This window comes from Paenibacillus sp. NPDC056579 (genome assembly GCF_042793215.1).
Classification (GTDB): domain Bacteria; phylum Bacillota; class Bacilli; order Paenibacillales; family NBRC-103111; genus Paenibacillus_S.
Map to the genome: position 1 here is coordinate 727988 of NZ_JBHTVD010000001.1, position 17930 is coordinate 745917.

Genomic DNA, 17930 nt, shown 5'->3' on the forward strand with positions numbered 1-17930 from the left:
GGCACCCGGTTCAACCATATCTTCAGAAGGAGTGTAACGAGGATGCAAACCGAACAGTTGGCCATTCATGGCGGCAGCAAAGTCAAATCGACACCGTTTGGAACGGGCAAACGATTCGGTCCGGAGGAAGCGGCGGAGCTGGCGGAAGCCCTGGACCAGAACACGCTGTTTTATCATTTTGGCGGCAAGGTCAAGCAGTTCCTTAGCGATTTTAATGACATGTACGGAGTGCCCTTCAGTGTGGCGGCATCTTCAGGAACGGCTGCGATCCACATAGCGCTTGGAACTGCAGGCATCTCGGTAGGAGACGAGGTCATAACGAGCCCAATTACGGATCAGGGGACGGTCATCGGCATTTTGTATCAAAATGCTATTCCTGTGTTCGCCGACCTTGATCCGCAAACGTACAACATGGACCCGCGTTCTATAGAAGAACGGATTACGGAACGGACGAAAGCGATCGTCGTTGTCCATTTGGCCGGCAATCCCGCAGACATGGATCCGATTATGGAGATCGCCCGCAAGCATCGGCTTAAAGTGATCGAAGATTGTGCGCAGAGCTACTTGACCCGGTACAAAGGGCGCTTCGTCGGCACCATCGGTGATTACGGCTGCTTCAGCACTAACGATTTCAAGCATATTTCCACCGGAGACGGCGGCATCGTAACCGTCAATTCCGGCGAGGAGGCGAATTATCATGCTGCACATGCGTTCGCGGATAAAAACTACCAGCGATTCGGCAATACCGTGCAGCGCGATCTGCATTACGTTGCGCCGAACTACCGGATGACCGAGCTTCAAGGAGCGGTAGGCGTAGCTCAGCTGAAAAAACTCGGCGGCATTTGCGAGACGCGGCGCCGCCACGGCGATCGGCTAACTGCCGGCATCCGTACGCTGCCGGGTATTCAGGCTCATTATGTAGAGCCGGGCAACGAATGCACGTATTGGTTTTATATGCTTCGACTTAAGCTCGACGAGCTGTCCTGCACACGAACGGAATTTTGTAAATCTCTAGAGGCGGAAGGGATTCCTAACATGGAAGGGTATATTCCGGATGTCGTCTATATGCAGCCGCTTTTTCAGAATCGGACGGCGTATCCGAACTCCCATTTTCCATTCTCGCTAACCGGCATTACGTATGACCGGGGCTTGTGCCCCAATGCCGAAGAGATTTTGGCGACGGCGGTACGGCTGCCTATCAATCAATTTTATACTGAGACGGATATCGGCGATATGATCGAAGGGATTCGCAAGGTCGCCGCTTTCTATGCGAAATAATTGGGTGGTTTCAGAATTAAATTAGCAGTGGCGATTCGTCGTCAGCTGCTTTTTTTATGTTCTCTGAGTGATTGCGTCGAGAGTCCGCTTAGCTTCAGGAAGAAGTAACAAGGGATTTTTTCCACGTTTGTGGAAGTAATATGCAAATAGATTTGTGCAAAAGGAGGAGGGCGATGAATGAGGGATGATAGAAAGTACTTGCTCGAGGCCTTTATGGAAGCTGAAAAATCAAAAGTGGAAGGAACCTACCCTATCGGAGCTGTAATCGTTGATTCTGATGGGATTATTGTTAGCCGAGGACGGAATCGGGTGTTTTCAGAATCAGATACTACAGCGCATGCCGAGGTTGATGCCATAAGAAACGCCGGACCCGCCATGCTGGATATAGACAATTTGAAGTTTCTGAAGAAGGGCTTCACATTATACACTACATGCGAGCCATGTCCGATGTGTACTTGCACGATTTTGCTATCTTTTAGTATAGCCAGGGTGGTCTGGGCGGCGAACGATCCGGAAATGGGAGCGATGAGGAAGTTTAAGGCAGGTCCCCACTTTCAAGAACGTTTCGATAAAATCTCATATGAAGCCGCGCCTTACAGGGATTTGGAGCTTCGCCAAAGGGAGATGCTGTCTGATTGGTACGGTCAACGCGGATATTCCAATTCCCATTGGCAAAACAGCAGTAATTGAGAGGTCAATCAGAGCATCCAGATGCAATAATGATGAGGCCAGATACAAAATGGAGAAGCTTAAATGGAAGCAAGTTCACGATTTTATGGAAAAGTTCCATACCTTCCTTGAATACGATAGCCGGCATCGAATCGTTATTCGTTCTTCGGACGAGTTGCTGACGTATTTTGTATTTGATGAAGAAAATATCATATTGGCTTACGGTGATGTGGAGAGCTATAAGGAAATCCTGAGAGGATTAGGATTTGAAGAGCAAGATCATCCGATAATTCTTCCTGATCCACATATGCATATGTATCATGAGCAATTGGATAGAGACGAGGATAAGCTTTTAAGCTTTTTCCCCTGGTCCAAAAGTAAGCTGCTGGAAATAGATCGTTGACTACATAATCAGAGCCAAAAGCATTTCGAAAGTGTATAATACATTGGAAGAAGTAAACAATAACGTGACTATTTTTTGTTTGGCCAGAAAGGAGTTACCATGACGGAACATCATGAAATCATAGAGGCAGGATGGAATTTCGACAACAGCTATGCTCGTCTGCCGGAAGCGCTGTTCACCCGTCTCGATCCGACTCCGGTAAGATTGCCGAAGCTGAGCCGGTTTAATGAAGCATTGGCGGCAACCCTCGGATTGGATGCGCAAGCATTGCAAAGCAAAGAGGGCGTCGCCGTACTTGCGGGCAACAGGGTTCCCGAAGGCGCATCGCCACTCGCTCAAGCCTATGCAGGACATCAATACGGCTATTTCACCATGCTCGGGGACGGCCGCGCTTTGTTACTGGGCGAGCATATCACCCCTTCAGGAGACAGGGTGGATATTCAGCTTAAGGGCTCGGGACCAACCCCCTATTCCCGACGGGGCGATGGCCGGGCGGCACTCGGACCGATGCTTCGTGAATACATCATCAGCGAAGCCATGCATGCACTCGGGATTCCAACTACTCGCAGTCTGGCCGTTGTAACGACAGGAGAGCCTGTATTCCGTGAGACCGAGCTGCAAGGCGCAATTCTGACCCGGGTGGCTGCCAGTCATATCCGTGTCGGGACCTTTCAGTTTGCCGCCAGTGCCGGTAATGGCGAAGAGCTTCGGGCATTGGCGGATTACACGTTGCAAAGGCATTTCCCGGATGCCGATACAGGAGAAAACCGCTATCTTGCCCTGCTCCGTGAAGTGTCTAAGCGTCAGGCCGAGCTCATTGCCAAGTGGCAGCTTGTAGGCTTTGTTCACGGGGTCATGAACACGGACAACATGGCTCTTAGCGGTGAAACTATCGACTATGGACCATGTGCCTTTATAGATGCTTATGACCCGGCTACGGTATTCAGCTCCATTGACTCTCAGGGTCGTTATGCCTTTGGCAATCAGCCTAGCATTGCTGCGTGGAATCTTGCCAGATTGGCGGAAGCCCTGCTGCCGCTGCTGCATTCCGACGAGGATCAGGCTATTCAGCTTGCCGAGGCGGAGCTTTCACATTTTGCAGAGCTGTTTCAGCGTCATTGGCTCTCCGGAATGAGGGCGAAGCTGGGGCTCTTAAACGAGGAGCCGGATGATGAAGCCTTGATTGAAGATCTGCTGAATATGATGCAGAAGCATCGTGCCGACTATACCAATACATTCCGGGCGTTAACGTTCGATAAGCTTGAGGAGACAGGGATGTCCGGCAGTCCGGAATTTATCGAGTGGCATAAGAAGTGGCAGGCGAGACGGGGCAGGCAGCAGGAGTCCGAAGCTGCTTCACATCAGCTGTTGAAAAGCAGTAATCCTGCAGTCATTCCACGGAATCACCGGGTGGAAGAGGCGCTGGACGCCGCGGTGGATGAGGGAGATTACAGCGTGATGGAGAGACTTCTTGATGCGCTATCGAGCCCCTATGAGCACTCCGGCAAACAAGCCGAATACTGCTCGCTGCCAGACCCGTCGTCACGGCGTTACCGGACTTACTGCGGAACCTGATGCAGCTATATGGGTATTAAAAGAGCGACTTTGGTTGCTCTTTTTTTTCCTCCAGATAGATGATTTTGAAGCATCAGACTCCAAAATATACCAGAAAGAAGGCTTCCGCATGGGCATCTTCGAGTCTTTATAGCCGCAGGCTATGACTAGATATATTGTAAAGGAATTACACTGCATTCACCGAGCTGTGCTACATTTTGGGTAACAAATTGTAGAGGAGCTATGCATGATGGTGAAAAGCAGTGTATTGGGATATCCGCGGATCGGGGCCGACCGGGAATGGAAGAAAGCTATTGAAGCGTTCTGGTCAGGAAAGCTTGATGAAGAGGCGCTTCATAGTCAATTGCAGCAAATCCGTTTGAATCATTTGCGCAAGCAGAAGGAGAAGGGGATCGATCTTATCCCGGTCAATGATTTTAGTTACTATGATCATATCTTGGATACAGCCGCTATGTTCGGCATCATTCCGCAACGGTTTGCTTACGAAGGCGGCGCCGTTCCTTTGTCTGTCTACTACGGCATGGCACGGGGAACGAAGGATGCTGCGGCGAGTGAAATGACCAAATGGTTCAACACCAATTATCATTATATCGTGCCTGAATTGGGCGGAACTGCGCCGGTGCTTACCGAGAACAAGCCGCTTACTGCCTACCGGGAAGCCAAGCAACACCTCGGTATAGAAGGAAAGCCGGTCATTGTCGGACCTTTGACCTTCCTGAAGCTGTCCAAGGGATACGACAAATCGGAAACCGATGCCTGGCTCGACCGCCTGCTTCCCTTATATGTTCAAGTTCTTCAGGAGCTTGCTGCAGAAGGTGTGCAATGGGTTCAGATTGACGAACCGATTATTGTAACCAAATTAAGCGACGATGACATACAGCGCTTGAATACGATTTACAGTAAGTTTGCATCGGCTGTGCCTAATCTGAACATTATGCTGCAAACCTATTTCGAATCGGTTGAGCGGTACAGCGACATCGTTTCGCTTCCGGTTCAAGGCATCGGTCTTGATTTCGTCCATGGACTGTCCGGTAATCTGAAATCGTTACAAGCACAAGGGTTTCCGGCTGATAAAATATTAGGAGCGGGTGTTATTGACGGACGCGGCATTTGGAAGGCGTCGCTGCGCGAAAAGCTCCCGCTCTTGGACGAGCTGGCCGAGATTGTCTCGACAGACCGCCTTATCGTGCAATCGTCGTGCAGCTTGCTTCATGTTCCGGTAACGACTGAACGTGAGACCAAGCTCTCGTCCGTTTTGAAGAATGCACTTGCCTTTGCAGAGGAAAAGCTTGACGAGATCGTTCTGTTAACAAAAGCAATGGCATCGGGCAGTGCGGAGGTTGAAACGGAGCTGGAGAGAAGCGAACATGCGGTGCAAGCTCTCCGGCAATCGGAGGAGCGCAACAGGAGAGAAGTACAGGAAGCCGTAGCTTCTATTAGCGTTCAGCAACCGAATCGCTCCCGTCCTTTCGCCGAGCGTTATGCCGCACAACAAGCGAAATGGCAGCTGCCGCTGTTTCCGACTACGACCATCGGAAGCTTCCCGCAATCGGCGGAAGTACGTAAAGCCCGCCAATTATGGCGCAAGGGTGAATGGAGCAACGAGCAGTACAGCGAATTCATTCATGAGCAGATCGATATTTGGATCCGGCATCAGGAAGAGATCGGTCTGGATGTACTCGTGCACGGGGAATTTGAGCGGACGGACATGGTTGAATTTTTCGGCGAGAAGCTCGCGGGCTTTGCATTTACACAAAACGGATGGGTGCAGTCGTATGGCTCCCGCTGCGTGAAGCCTCCGGTTATTTTTGGCGATGTGGCATTCACCGGGGACTTGACGGTTGAAGAAACCAAGTATGCGCAGTCCAAGACTAACCGTCCTGTGAAAGGAATGCTGACGGGACCGATTACGATCATGAACTGGTCATTCGTCCGTGAGGATATTCCGCGCGAGCAAATCGCCTACCAGTTAGCTTACGCTCTGAGACAAGAAGTAGAGGCGCTGGAGAAAGCGGGCATCGGCATGATACAGGTCGACGAGCCGGCGGTTCGCGAAGGGCTTCCGCTGAAAGAAGAGGAACAAGACGGTTATCTTGCTTGGGCCGTCAAAGCCTTCCGTGTTGCTACGTGCACAGTGCAGGAGACGACACAGATTCATACGCATATGTGCTATTGCGAATTTCACGATATGATTGATTCGATCGAAGCGATGGATGCCGATGTCATTTCCATCGAGACCTCCCGAAGCCACGGCGAGCTGATTCATAGCTTCGAAGCCAACACGTATAGGCTGGGTATCGGTCTCGGCGTGTACGATATTCACAGTCCGCGTGTTCCGAGCGTGGAGGAAATGACAGGTATGATCGAGCGAGCCTTGCGTGTGCTGGATCCCAAGCTGTTCTGGATCAATCCGGACTGCGGTCTGAAAACCCGCGGACTCGAAGAAACGATTGCTTCCTTGCGCAACATGGTTGAAGCGACCAAGAATGCCCGCGAGAAGCATACCGCAGCCGTTTAAGATAAAGCAACATGAGCCGGCGCTTTTACGCCGGCTTTTTTCGTTCATCGACAGAAAACGATAAAAAGTGAATATTTTACAAATCTTGGGGTACCCTGTACGAGCAGGCCAAAGTCATGACCAGAACCGTAGATGGAGTCAATTACCGGGGGATTCAGCTCCTTCCACAGCAGCTTGATCTGACTAAGTCAGCTGTCGCTGTCACCTCTTGATCCTCCGGGATTAAACAGCGGTCTCCGCCAAGATGCGATCAATCTTGTAAACGAAGCGTTCACCGATATGCTTTTTGCGTACGGCCGAGAGAAAATCCATCAAATATTCGACGATAAGGCCAAAAAGAAATAAATGAGGTGTGAAAATCCGCGTAGTAGATCGCGGATTTTTTTTGTCCCGCGAGTCCGGAAATCAATGAACACTACGAACGCCGCTCCTATTGAACTGATATGAAGTAAGCCGGAGGTCTCAGTCATTTTTTTGTTCAGGCTCCAGCTGCATTTATTGAGTCAATAGATATAAGTTATTCTCGTAAAACGGACAATTCAAAGCTTGTTTTATGGTAAAATAAATCGAAATACCTATCTATTATTTTTCCCTTCGCGAAAAGGAGTTTGTTATGCTCAAAGCCGCCGGTTACGACATCCAGCAGATCATATATGAAGATCCCGCCATTACCGTATGCCATGCATTGTCAATGGAAGACCGCCGTGACGTACTTTTGAAGATGGTGAAAGAAGGTCCGAGAGCCATTGTAGAAAATGCCAAGGTTATCAATGAATATGAAGTGGCGGGCAGTCTCGATTTTCCCGGTATTTTAAAGCCTCTAGCACTCATTAGGGACGGCAACCGATTAATTATGGCCAGTGAATGGCTTTACGGATTGACTCTGAAGCATTTGGCTCTGTCCAAACCGCTTAATGTGCCTGACTTCCTTCAAATTGCTATAGACATCACCCATGTATTAGAAAAGCTGCATAAAGAAAACATCATCCATATGAACATACGGCCGGAAACGATCGTCATTGTACCCTCGACATTGCAGGTTTGCCTCACAGGATTCGGCCATTCCATATATATAATAGAAGAAAAGCGTCAGACGAAGAGCATTCCGCTCATTGAGGGGAGTCCGCCTTATATGGCACCGGAAAGAAGCGGGCAGCTGGACGGATCGATCGAGCCTGGAACGGACCTATATTCCCTGGGCATAACGCTGTACGAGGTGCTTGCCGGCAAGCTTCCTTTCGCAGCGAAGGATCCGTTGGAGTGGGCGCACGCCCATGTAGCCAGAGCTCCCATGCCGTTCGATAGCATTTCAAGCACAATTCCCCTAATAATTCAACAAATTATCTTTAAGCTGCTGGAAAAATCGGTAGTTAGCCGGTATCGGAGCGCCGCTGGGCTAAGGAAGGATTTGGAGGAGTGCCTGACACAGTACAAGCAGAAGGGACGAATCGATCCTTTCGAGCTGGGACAAGGTGAACATCCTTCGCTGTCTAACAAGCTCACTTCTTTGTCTGCCAACGATGGGATGTCGCTGGGATCGCAGGGCATGGATGAAGGTGTAGGGGAATCGACAGGGAGCTATGCGCAGGTTTTGGAAATGGAAGCACTCATTAGAGCGTCGCAGGCATTTGCGGAAGAGAAAGATTCGTTCAAGCTGATGTCGCGAATTATGCTCATTATCATGAAAGTGTCAGGTGCTCACAAGGGCGCTTTGGTCAAATGCGCAGGAGATGAGTGGCATACGGTGCTGATGTCCGATCTGGACAAAAGCTCATCACTTTGGACAGGCTCGATCCCGCTGGACGAATGCGGCGATTTAAGTCCGGCTGTCGTACGCAATGTGGCGATAAATCGGGGGCCTGTCATATTGAACGATGCCAAAGATGATCTCTCTTACGCAAATGACGCCTACTTGAAGATGCATCGCCCTAAATCGGTTTTGGGCCTGCCCGTTTCGATCCAAGGGGACCTGCAGGGCGTGCTGTATTTGGAAAATCATTACACAAGCGGCGTTTTCTCAACAGACCGGTTATCGCTGCTGCAAATGCTGGCATCGCAGTTGGGCTATGTACATACATTGACAGGATACTTTGAACCTTCCGGTAAGAAGGCTGACGCCGCGCCAGAGAGCAGACCTTCGTTGACCAACCGGGAAATCGACGTTTTACAATGCTTGTCCATAGGCCTGTCGAACAAAGAAATTGCAGACCGCTTGATCATGTCGCCGGGCACGGTCAAAGTCCATGTCCGGAACGTCTTCGATAAGCTGGGGGTTAATAACAGGGTAAAAGCCGTTGCTATGGCGGTCAAGCTGAACTTGTTGAACCATAGCGATAGCGCTGCAAAAAGCGGAACCCGATAGCTCGAGCAATTCGAGCGCAGCCAAGAGTACCATCCGTCAACACGATGCTGAAGCTCTCCTATATACCCCAAATGGGGTATGTACATGACATGCTGCAAGCTTATAATTAGAAGCATAAGCAAGGACGAGATAGGATAACGAAAGAGCCGGAAAGTGCGCTTGACACGATTCGGCTTTTTCATTTGCCCGGCATCAAGCGGATGAGGTTCTTGGAAGGAGACATCGTTTCTTTGAATAAGCTGACATTTCTGGAGATTCCGCTATTTGAAGGTTTGGACAGAGTACATAAGGTCGCTCTGCTGCAGGAATTTACCCAGCTTAGCTACTGCAAAGGGGATTTGCTGTTCGAGGAAGGCGAGTTCGGGGATTCCCTGTATATCATTATGCAAGGCCAAGCGAGAATTTATCTAGGTTCCGGAGCCAAAGAAACGACTCTGGCCATTTTGGGTGAAAAGGAATATTTCGGGGAGATGGCGCTGCTGACGGGAGATCCGCGCTCGGCTTCGGCCATGGCGGAAACCGACCTGGTAGTGCTCAAGCTGATCAAGGAATCCTTCGATCGGATCTTGTACGAGCATAACGCGCTTGCCGTTCAATTTGCCGGTATTCTGGCCAAACGGCTCGCACGAGTAAATCGTCAGGCGAGCTCGGATAACAAACAGGACGATAAGGCGCCGTCGGCATCTGCGAAGCCCGAAGGAACGCAAACGTCTGCAGCTGCAGCATTCAACGAAGTAAAGCAAAGCGAGCATCGGGAAGAGGTCTATGCTGATGCGGAGCGATTGCGTTCGCCGCTGTCCCGGGCACTGGGCTTGGCAGCTTCTCTAGGTTCCGGGCTGCTGCTGTATTATGCAATGCTGGCGGGGGGCATATCGAATACGATCTGTGCTCTCGCTGCTATCGGGCTTACCGGATTGGCGCTAACGGCTTTACAAGCGGCATCGCTTCCGATCGTGGCGGTACTTATGGCTGCAGCCGCTATCTCATTGCCAGGTGTGAATTTCGCTGCGGGTATGGCACCATCGTTAGCCTCTACGCTCATCACTGCATTGGCTCTTACGCTGTCCGCGCATGCCGTCTATCGAACCGGTGTCGTGCAGCGTCTGCTGCTTGGGATTTGTCTGCGCATCCAGGGCAAAGGATTCCGGGCCGGATGGATAATCGGAGTCATGTCCGCTTTATCGGCAGTGCTGCTGCCGTCTTCCAAGCTGCGCAGCGATGCGTTCGCATTGCTTCAGCTGCAATCACATCCAAGGTGCCGTTCGGACGCTTTATCGATTATTTTCATTCAATCCTCCAGTTTATGCTGGTTTGCCTTGGCGATCATTCCAGGGGCTGTAGGCGGATTGGCGCAATGGCTGCTGGCCGCGCTTCCTCTGGCCGCAGTCATGCTCCTATACAATATCGTGCTATCGCTTCGACAGAGGGATAGTGAGCTTTTAGTAACGGATCCTTCTATCTTGGAAGCTCAGCTGTTAGTTATGGGCAGAAGGTCGGCCAAGGAAACCGCGGCACTGATCATTATGCTCGGCGGCAGCTTCGCGATGGGGATAGCGCCTTGGCTCGGCGTAAGCCTCGTATTGGTTAGCTTGTTCATGCTGTTAGCGCTGACCGCTTGCGGGCTGCTGAACAAGACGACTGCCGGAGAGGTGAGATACGAGCCGTTTGTCGTTTTTGCCCTGCTGGCAGCGATGGCCGGAATGTATGAGAGAGCCGGTTTGCTGCAACTGACCGCCGATTGGGTGACCCGGCAGCTTCATCTGTCGGCTGCAGGTTCGCTATTGCTGCTGTTTGCCATAGTCATGCTGCTAAAACGGTACATCCCTCCGATGGCGGCAATATTCGCAGGAATGGTCAGTATCGGAACAGGTGCCATGGAGGCGGGAGCGAGTCCTATTCAAGCGGCCGTCGTGGCTGTACTGGCATCGCAGTTGCCGGTGGACCGGTTGTTCAATAAAGAGTCTTGGAACCAGACGTTGCTGCATAGAACGATTCCCGCTTGCCTGGCCATTCTGCTCGCTGTACCACTCTGGCAATGGATGGCGGTAGGGGCAGATAGGCCGACAGCATCCTCCGTTCCGGCGATGAGCTCGGACATCGGCGCCGTACTTGAAGTGCCTTTTACAGTGGCGCTTCCAAGAGATACAGCGGCAGCAGCCTCTATCCAACGAGGCGTTGAACTCGCTTTGAAGGATATCCAGCTCCAGCGGAGCACGGATTCTGCTTCATCGGTAATACTGAAGCCGGAATACCAGGGCGACGGAAAAGCCGGGCCGGCGGAAAGGCAAACAGCCCCCGTTATCGGCATTGCCTTATCACAGCCGGAAGCTTCGTTCAGCCAAGCATTGCCGACCTTCCTGTTGGACGGAGCTGAGGTGTCCGGCAATCGATCGGTTGCGTTGGGAACGGCACCGGAAGTGTATGCCAAAGAGGTGGCGGAGCTGCTTCATCGGCAAGGCTACACCAAGGCTGTCATTTACTATGAGGACAGCAATCCGGGTAAGCAGTTCGCAGCAGCTCTGGAGAAAGCAGCCGAGCTTAAGGGGAGCATCATCGTGGACCGGATGACTCGCGTTCCCGCGCGATCGGGCCTCATTGCCGCAAGCAGCAGATGGAAGCTGCTGGGGACGGAAGCTGTAGTCGTCTATGACAGCATCGGGGAGGCTGCATCGGAAATCGGAGCTGCGTTGGAAGCAGCAGGGGCGGAGTATCCGATGATTGCAGGTCCATCCACTCCGGAGACCGATTCTGCAGCATCGTATAAAGGAGAAATGTACGGATTTACCGACTTTGACACCACTACGAATAGAGCACCGGCTGCGGCATTCATAGAACGGTATCGCAATGCTTACGGGGCTGCGCCGAACCGTCTGTCCGCCGCCGCTTATGACGCCGTCCGTCTGATAGCTTTAACAGCCCAAAAGGCTGCAGCGATGGAGCCCGAGCCGATACTGGATGCCCTCAAAGAGCTCGGCTCTTGGGACGGAGCCGTCCGAAGCTATCAGTTTATAGGCTTGAACGAGACGGAAGCCGGAAAACAAGTGTACATAGTTCCATTAACGCCGAAAACGGGACGAATGGAGGGGGCGAAGCAATGAATCCGAATATTTTCCGTCAATCGTCCCTGGAGAAAATGTCTTCGCCGGAGAAATTGGATGTGCTAATGACCATCGCCCGTCCCAGACATTGGATCGCCTTATTATCATTGTTAGGATTGCTTGTTGCATTTTTCATATGGGCGGTGACGGGGACAATCACGGTGAAGCTGAACGGAAACGGGGTGTTCCAGCTGCAGGAAGGATTTACGACTATCGTTCATACCGCTTCGGGTCAAGTCACGGATATTGCGCTGAAACCCGGCGATACCGTACGTCGTGGGGATACGGTCGCGAGAATCTTCGATCCGTCGTGGCAGGATGCCGATGCTTCTCCGGACCGGGCACAGCAAATGCTCCTGAAATCCAGAGTGGTGAGCATGCAGAGCGGTCAAATACTCAAAGTTCACGTACAGCCAGGTCAATGGATTCAAGCCGGGCAGCCTCTGTTCACCATGGAAGCGGAGGGTCCGGAAGACAAGCACGAGGCTATCGTCTACGTTCCTGTGGATCAAAGCAAGAGCTTGAAGCCCGGCATACCGGCCAGGGTATGGCCGAACGGAGATTACGCGAATGCGAATGGAGCCGCTATCGGCGAAGTTGCGTCCGTATCGCAGGTGCCTGCGGGACTGGACGATATGGAACGCACTACCGGAAACCGCGAGCTGGCGGCAGCATCCATGCAGTCCGGTCCAATGGTCGAGGTCAGGGTCCTTTTGCAAAAGGATCCGTCTCATCCGACCGGACTCCGCTGGACTGCACAGCGTGCAGAGCCGGGGCTGACCGTGAAGACGGGAATGCTGTGCTCCGTTCAATTTTTAGTAGGGAAAACGCATCCGATCGAATGGATTTTCTGATCGCGCAATGAGGTGTAGTCCAATGAAGGCATCGTTATTATCCAAGCTGCGCGGAGGAACCCGCGCTTCCACGCCAACGGTTTTACAGATGGAAGCGGTCGAGTGTGGAGCGGTATCGCTCGCGATTGTACTTGCTTACTACGGGCGCCATGTTCCTATTGAGACGCTCCGGTATGACTGCGGGGTATCAAGAGACGGGAGCAAAGCAAGCAATGTATTAAAAGCCGCCCGCAAGTACGGAATGGAAGCCAAAGGCTATAAGAAGGAGCCCGAAAGCCTCAAGCTGCTAAAGCCTCCGTTTATAGTACATTGGAACTTCAACCATTTTCTCGTGGTGGAGGGCTTTTCCGGCAGCAAAGTATTCTTGAACGACCCTGCACACGGTCCGTATACGGTAAGCTATGAGGAATTCGAGAGCTCCTATACGGGAGTCGTACTGACGATGACGCCGGGTGAGAGCTTCGTCCGGGAAGGGCGCAGATTCTCGGTCATCTCGTCGCTGCTGCAGCGGCTGCAAGGGTATCATTGGGAAATGGTCTATTTGATTGCTGCAGGTATCGCCTTGGCCGGCACGGGGGTGCTTGTTCCGCTATTCCTGAAGCTTTTCGTTGACCGGATGATGCTGGCCGGCCGGATGGAATGGATGGGCGCTCTTCTTGTGGGCATGCTCGTTACCGTCATCTTCCGATTGGTACTGACCTCGCTTAGGCAATATACACTGCTCAGGCTGGAGACGAAATTTTCCCTCAGCATGTCGGGTACTTTCGTCTGGCACATTCTCCGGCTGCCTGTCGGTTTTTTTGCCCAGCGGTTTGTAGGAGAAATTGCCGGCAGGGCGCAAGCGAATGACCGCATCGCGCAATTTGTTACGGAGAAGCTAGCCGGCACCGTTATCGACATGCTGCTTGCGGGCTTTTATTTGACCTTTATGCTCCTCTACGATTATCGTCTCGCCATGGCCGCCTTGCTGGTCGCCGGACTAAACGTAGCTTATTTGCTGTACGTATCGCGCAAGCAGACGGACCGCAACCAGAAGCTGCAGCTGGATCAGGGAAAGCTATGGGGTGCTTCCATCGCCGGACTTATCAATATGGAATCGCTGAAGGCGAGCGGCAGGGAGTCGGATTTTTTCGCGCGCTGGGCGGGATATCAGGCGAATCTGACGCGAGCGGAGCAGACGCTGGGCGTATCCAACCAGTATTTATCGGCCATTCCGGTGCTGCTGGAGCATCTGAATCATATTGTTATTCTCGTTATTGGCGGCTTACTTGTCTTGAACGGCTCGTTCACTGTCGGGATGCTGCTCGCCTTTCTCGGCTTTACCGCCGGGTTCCTCACGCCGGTGAACAGTTTGGTTGCAATGGGCGGAGAGCTGCAAGAGATGCGCGGACACTTATCCCGGCTTGACGATGTGCTGAAGCATCCTGCCGATGCTGTACACACCACCGAATCCGGCGTTACGAAGGGGATTATTCGTGAGGATTTGCCGCCGAAGCTGTCCGGGGCTCTGGCTATTCGGGATGTGACGTTTGGCTATAGTCCTCTTGATCCTCCGCTTATCGAGCAAGTTGCTATGGAGGTTTCTCCCGGTACAACGATTGCTATAGTCGGAGGATCGGGCAGCGGCAAATCCACGCTGTCGAAGCTCATATCGGGGTTGTACGAGCCGTGGAGCGGTGTCGTGGAATTCGACGGCTGTTTGCGATCCGAGCTTCCGCGCCATGTTCTGGTCAACTCCGTATCACTCGTCGATCAAGATATTCGGCTGTTCGAAGGAACGGTTCGTGACAACCTTACGCTGTGGGACCAGACAATTACGGATGCTGATGTCGTTCAAGCGGCCAAGGACAGCTGCATACATGAGATCATCGCCGCCAGATCCGGCGGATACGACCATCCGGTGGAGGAGGGCGGCCGGAATTTCAGCGGCGGCCAGGCGCAGCGTCTGGAAATTGCCAGAGCGCTCGCTCAACAGCCGTCCATCCTCATATTGGATGAAGCGACCAGTGCCCTGGATCCCGAGGTAGAGGCGGCCATCTATGCCAATATTCGCAGGAGAGGCTGTACCTGCATTATCATTGCCCACCGGCTCAGTGCGATCCGCGACTGCGACCGCATTGTGGTGCTGGATCAAGGAAAGGTCGTCCAAACAGGGACGCACGAGGAACTGATCCAAGGCAACGGATATTACCGTGAGCTGTTCAACGCATCGGAGAGGAGTGAGGCTTCATGAGACCAGGTTGGACAATGGATGCGGAAGGACGACGGCATTACAGGACCAAAACCTCCATGATTCTGCAACAGAACTTGTCGCTTACGATGCACTATGTTGAACAGGGCTCGGTCGAGCTGTATACCGTGAACCTTGCCCAAGGCGCCATAGCGGGTACGAAATCGTATGTTCTTACGGTAGGACCTGGACAAATCTGGTTCGATCTGCCGCAAACGGACGCGGGCGATTTCGGTTGGATTGCCGAGGTGATGCCGGATACGGTGCTTGCCAGCAGCACAAGCCTATTCGAACCATTCGCCGGGGACGGTGCGGTTGCTGACAAGGTTAAGGGGCTAAGGGGTGCGGCGGAGCTGATAGGTGAGTGGCTGGTGAATGTAACCTCGGCTGCGGTTGCCGATATGCCTCCTCTGTTAGCCCAGCAAGTCGAGCCTGGAACGGAGATCGTCGTCTGGGAATCGGCGGTGTTCACCTCGGAAGCCGGGCTGGTTTGGGTCCGAACCGATGGAGGAGCGCTCGGTTTATGGCAGGATATAGACTTGCCGGCGGTGCCGCCCGGTGTCTACGTCCCGCTGACGCGTTCCGTATGGGCGGCTGCTCCCAAAGGAAGCCGTCTACTGACGGCGGACACGCTGACTTTATTGCAGCAGGGTCAATTGATTGACTCGCTGAACCTGTTCCACCGGCTTCTTGCCAACAAGCAACTTCATCGGCAGTATCGTGCAAAGCGGGAAGAGCAGGCCAGAATGGCGAAGCGGCTGGAGCAAGACAGGCTCAGCATGGAGGAAGCGGTCAGCCGATTCTCCGCGGTTGCCGACAAGAGGGGCATCCAAGCGCTGGAGCACCATGCGGATCATCGCGATCCGCTGCTCTTTTGCGCTCGTTCGGTATGCGAATACATCGGCATCGAGCTGATAACGCCGAAGCGCTGGGAGCCGGGCCGCAAGGCGGAGGAGCTGTTCCGCGAGGCCGGCATCCGCTGCCGAAAGGTTGCGCTCCGTTCGGACTGGTGGCGCGAAGATAACGGGCCGCTGCTCGGCTTTCACTTGGACGGGCGGCCTGCAGCGCTGCTTCCGGCAGGAGAAAATGCATACGAGCTCCATAGCGTTGCCGGGGAGAAGGCAGTCATGGTAACGGACCGTCTCGCAGCCCAATTGCGACCGTTCGCCTACGAGGTGTACCGCCCGCTGCCTTACCGCTCCCTGCTGCCCAAGGATATAGCCCGGTTTCTTCTTACCCCGCGCGCGAAGAAGGAGATGGTATGGGGGCTTGCATCCGGTCTTGCCGTAGGTTTGCTCGGGATGTGCCTGCCGGCCGCAACCGGTATTATCATTGATAAAATCATTCCTGCGGCAGAGCCCGGCCAGCTGTTTCAGGTCATGGCGCTTCTCATGAGCATCGCGTTCGCCTCCTTCGGCTTCCGGGTCACCCAGTCGATGGCATGGCTGAGACTGCTTGGGACGTGGGGGGCTTCGCTTCACAGCGCGACCTGGGACAGGCTGCTGAACATGCCTGTAGGCTTCTTCCGCCAGTATAATGCAGGGGATTTAGCCAGCCGTATCGGAGGCGTTAGCGCCATATTTCAGCTTATTTCCGGCTGGCTCGTTTCCGGAATGTCGGTTGCCCTTTTTTCCGTGCTGCAGTTCGGCTTGCTGTTCTGGTATGAGCCCCGGCTGGCATGGCTTGCGATTGTACTGACCGCTGTCTATGCGGCTATCTTCGCGGTACTAAGCATCCAGCTGGCAGAGCATACGAGACGAAAGGCGGAGCAGGAAGGCCGGGTCGGGGGAATGCTTGTGCAGCTTCTTGCCAATATTCCCAAGCTGCGTGTGGCTGCGGCGGAACAGCGCGCCTTCAACCGCTGGAGCAGCGCGTTCAGCACACAGCGAGCGCATGTATACCGGCTTCGGGAAACCGGGAACCGGCTGGCAGTCCTCAACAGCGCATATCCGCTTGTATCCAGTCTGCTGTTGTTCTGGATTATATCGGCTTCAGATATCCGGATGAATCCGGGAACGTTCGCCGCTTTTCACGCTGCATATGCAACGTTGATCGGCTCGGTCATCGCTTTTTGCGCATCATCCATTCCGCTGTTTGAGCTGAAGCCGCTTTATGAACGGATCAAGCCCTTGATGAAAGAACTGCCGGAGACGGAAGCGAGACGGGATGATCCCGGCGATTTGAAAGGGGCGATTGAGCTGAGCGAGGTCACGTTCCGCTATGATAGGAATGGACCGGCGATACTCGATCATGTGTCTTTAAGGATTCGTCCGGGTGAATATGTGGCTGTAGTCGGCGCTTCCGGCAGCGGCAAATCCACTTTGCTGCGACTCATCATCGGCTTTGAAAAGCCCGAGCAGGGAGCGGTATATTTCGACGGCAAAGATTTGAGCGGGCTGGAGCTTCGTTCCGTGCGCAGACAATGCGGCGTGGTGCTGCAGAACGGCCGTCTATGGGCCGGCGATATCGCCCAAAACATTATCGGCCAAAGCAGCGAATATACGGTCGACGACGCCTGGAATGCAGCGCAGCTGGTGGGGATGGACGAGGAGATCGGACGGCTTCCGATGGGGATGCACACCGTGCTCTCAGAGGGCGGGGGAAGCTTGTCCGGTGGGCAGCGACAGCGGATTCTGATCGCCCGCTCCATTGTCCATAAGCCGAGGATCGTGCTTCTGGATGAAGCGACGAGCGCGTTAGACCAGAAATCGCAAGAAAAGATAACTGCGATGCTGCGAGGAATGAGCAGCACGAGAATTGTCATCGCCCACAGGCTCAGCACCATCATCCACGCCGATCGGATCATTGTGATGGATAAAGGGAAGATCGTCCAGCAGGGCAGCTACGAGGAGCTGCTTCAGCAGGAGGGGCTGTTCGCTCGGCTCGCTGCACGTCAAGTTGTCTAATGACGTCAAAAGATACCCCGAATGGGGTACGGATTTT

Annotated in this window: 10 protein-coding genes; all 10 read left to right on the forward strand. The window is 53.2% G+C overall.

The window, feature by feature from the left end:
• Positions 1–42: 42 nt before the first annotated feature.
• Complete coding sequence (locus ACFQ88_RS03310) at positions 43–1278, forward strand: DegT/DnrJ/EryC1/StrS family aminotransferase (RefSeq protein ID WP_379451814.1); 1236 nt, start codon at positions 43–45, stop codon at positions 1276–1278.
• A gap of 177 nt (positions 1279–1455) precedes the next feature.
• Positions 1456–1968 carry a nucleoside deaminase gene (locus ACFQ88_RS03315; RefSeq protein WP_275590476.1) on the forward strand — a complete coding sequence of 171 codons (513 nt, stop codon included), beginning with the start codon at positions 1456–1458 and terminating at the stop codon, positions 1966–1968.
• A 49-nt stretch (positions 1969–2017) separates the two neighbouring features.
• Positions 2018–2350, forward strand: a complete 333-nt coding sequence (locus ACFQ88_RS03320) for a hypothetical protein (protein WP_239635010.1) — start codon at positions 2018–2020, stop codon at positions 2348–2350.
• 99 nt (positions 2351–2449) lie between these two features.
• On the forward strand, positions 2450–3925 hold the full coding sequence (locus ACFQ88_RS03325) for a protein adenylyltransferase SelO (protein ID WP_379451817.1): 1476 nt from the start codon (positions 2450–2452) through the stop codon (positions 3923–3925).
• Positions 3926–4154: 229 nt separating this feature from the next.
• Complete coding sequence (gene metE / locus ACFQ88_RS03330) at positions 4155–6443, forward strand: 5-methyltetrahydropteroyltriglutamate--homocysteine S-methyltransferase (RefSeq protein WP_379451819.1); 2289 nt, start codon at positions 4155–4157, stop codon at positions 6441–6443.
• 613 nt (positions 6444–7056) lie between these two features.
• The gene (locus ACFQ88_RS03335) at positions 7057–8805 is read left to right on the forward strand and encodes a protein kinase domain-containing protein (RefSeq protein WP_379451821.1); all 1749 of its coding nucleotides are present in this window, start codon (positions 7057–7059) and stop codon (positions 8803–8805) included.
• Positions 8806–9035: 230 nt separating this feature from the next.
• On the forward strand, positions 9036–11903 hold the full coding sequence (locus ACFQ88_RS03340) for a cyclic nucleotide-binding domain-containing protein (protein ID WP_379451881.1): 2868 nt from the start codon (positions 9036–9038) through the stop codon (positions 11901–11903).
• Positions 11900–12757, forward strand: coding sequence for an HlyD family efflux transporter periplasmic adaptor subunit (locus ACFQ88_RS03345; RefSeq protein ID WP_379451883.1), 858 nt, complete (start codon positions 11900–11902; stop codon positions 12755–12757). Before ACFQ88_RS03340 ends, ACFQ88_RS03345 begins: the two co-directional genes overlap by 4 nt.
• A 22-nt stretch (positions 12758–12779) precedes the next feature.
• Positions 12780–14990 (forward strand): NHLP family bacteriocin export ABC transporter peptidase/permease/ATPase subunit, encoded by a 2211-nt coding sequence (locus ACFQ88_RS03350; RefSeq protein ID WP_379451885.1) that lies wholly within the window; start codon positions 12780–12782, stop codon positions 14988–14990.
• Positions 14987–17893 (forward strand): NHLP bacteriocin export ABC transporter permease/ATPase subunit, encoded by a 2907-nt coding sequence (locus tag ACFQ88_RS03355; RefSeq protein WP_379451887.1) that lies wholly within the window; start codon positions 14987–14989, stop codon positions 17891–17893. Before ACFQ88_RS03350 ends, ACFQ88_RS03355 begins: the two co-directional genes overlap by 4 nt.
• Positions 17894–17930 lie beyond the last annotated feature (37 nt).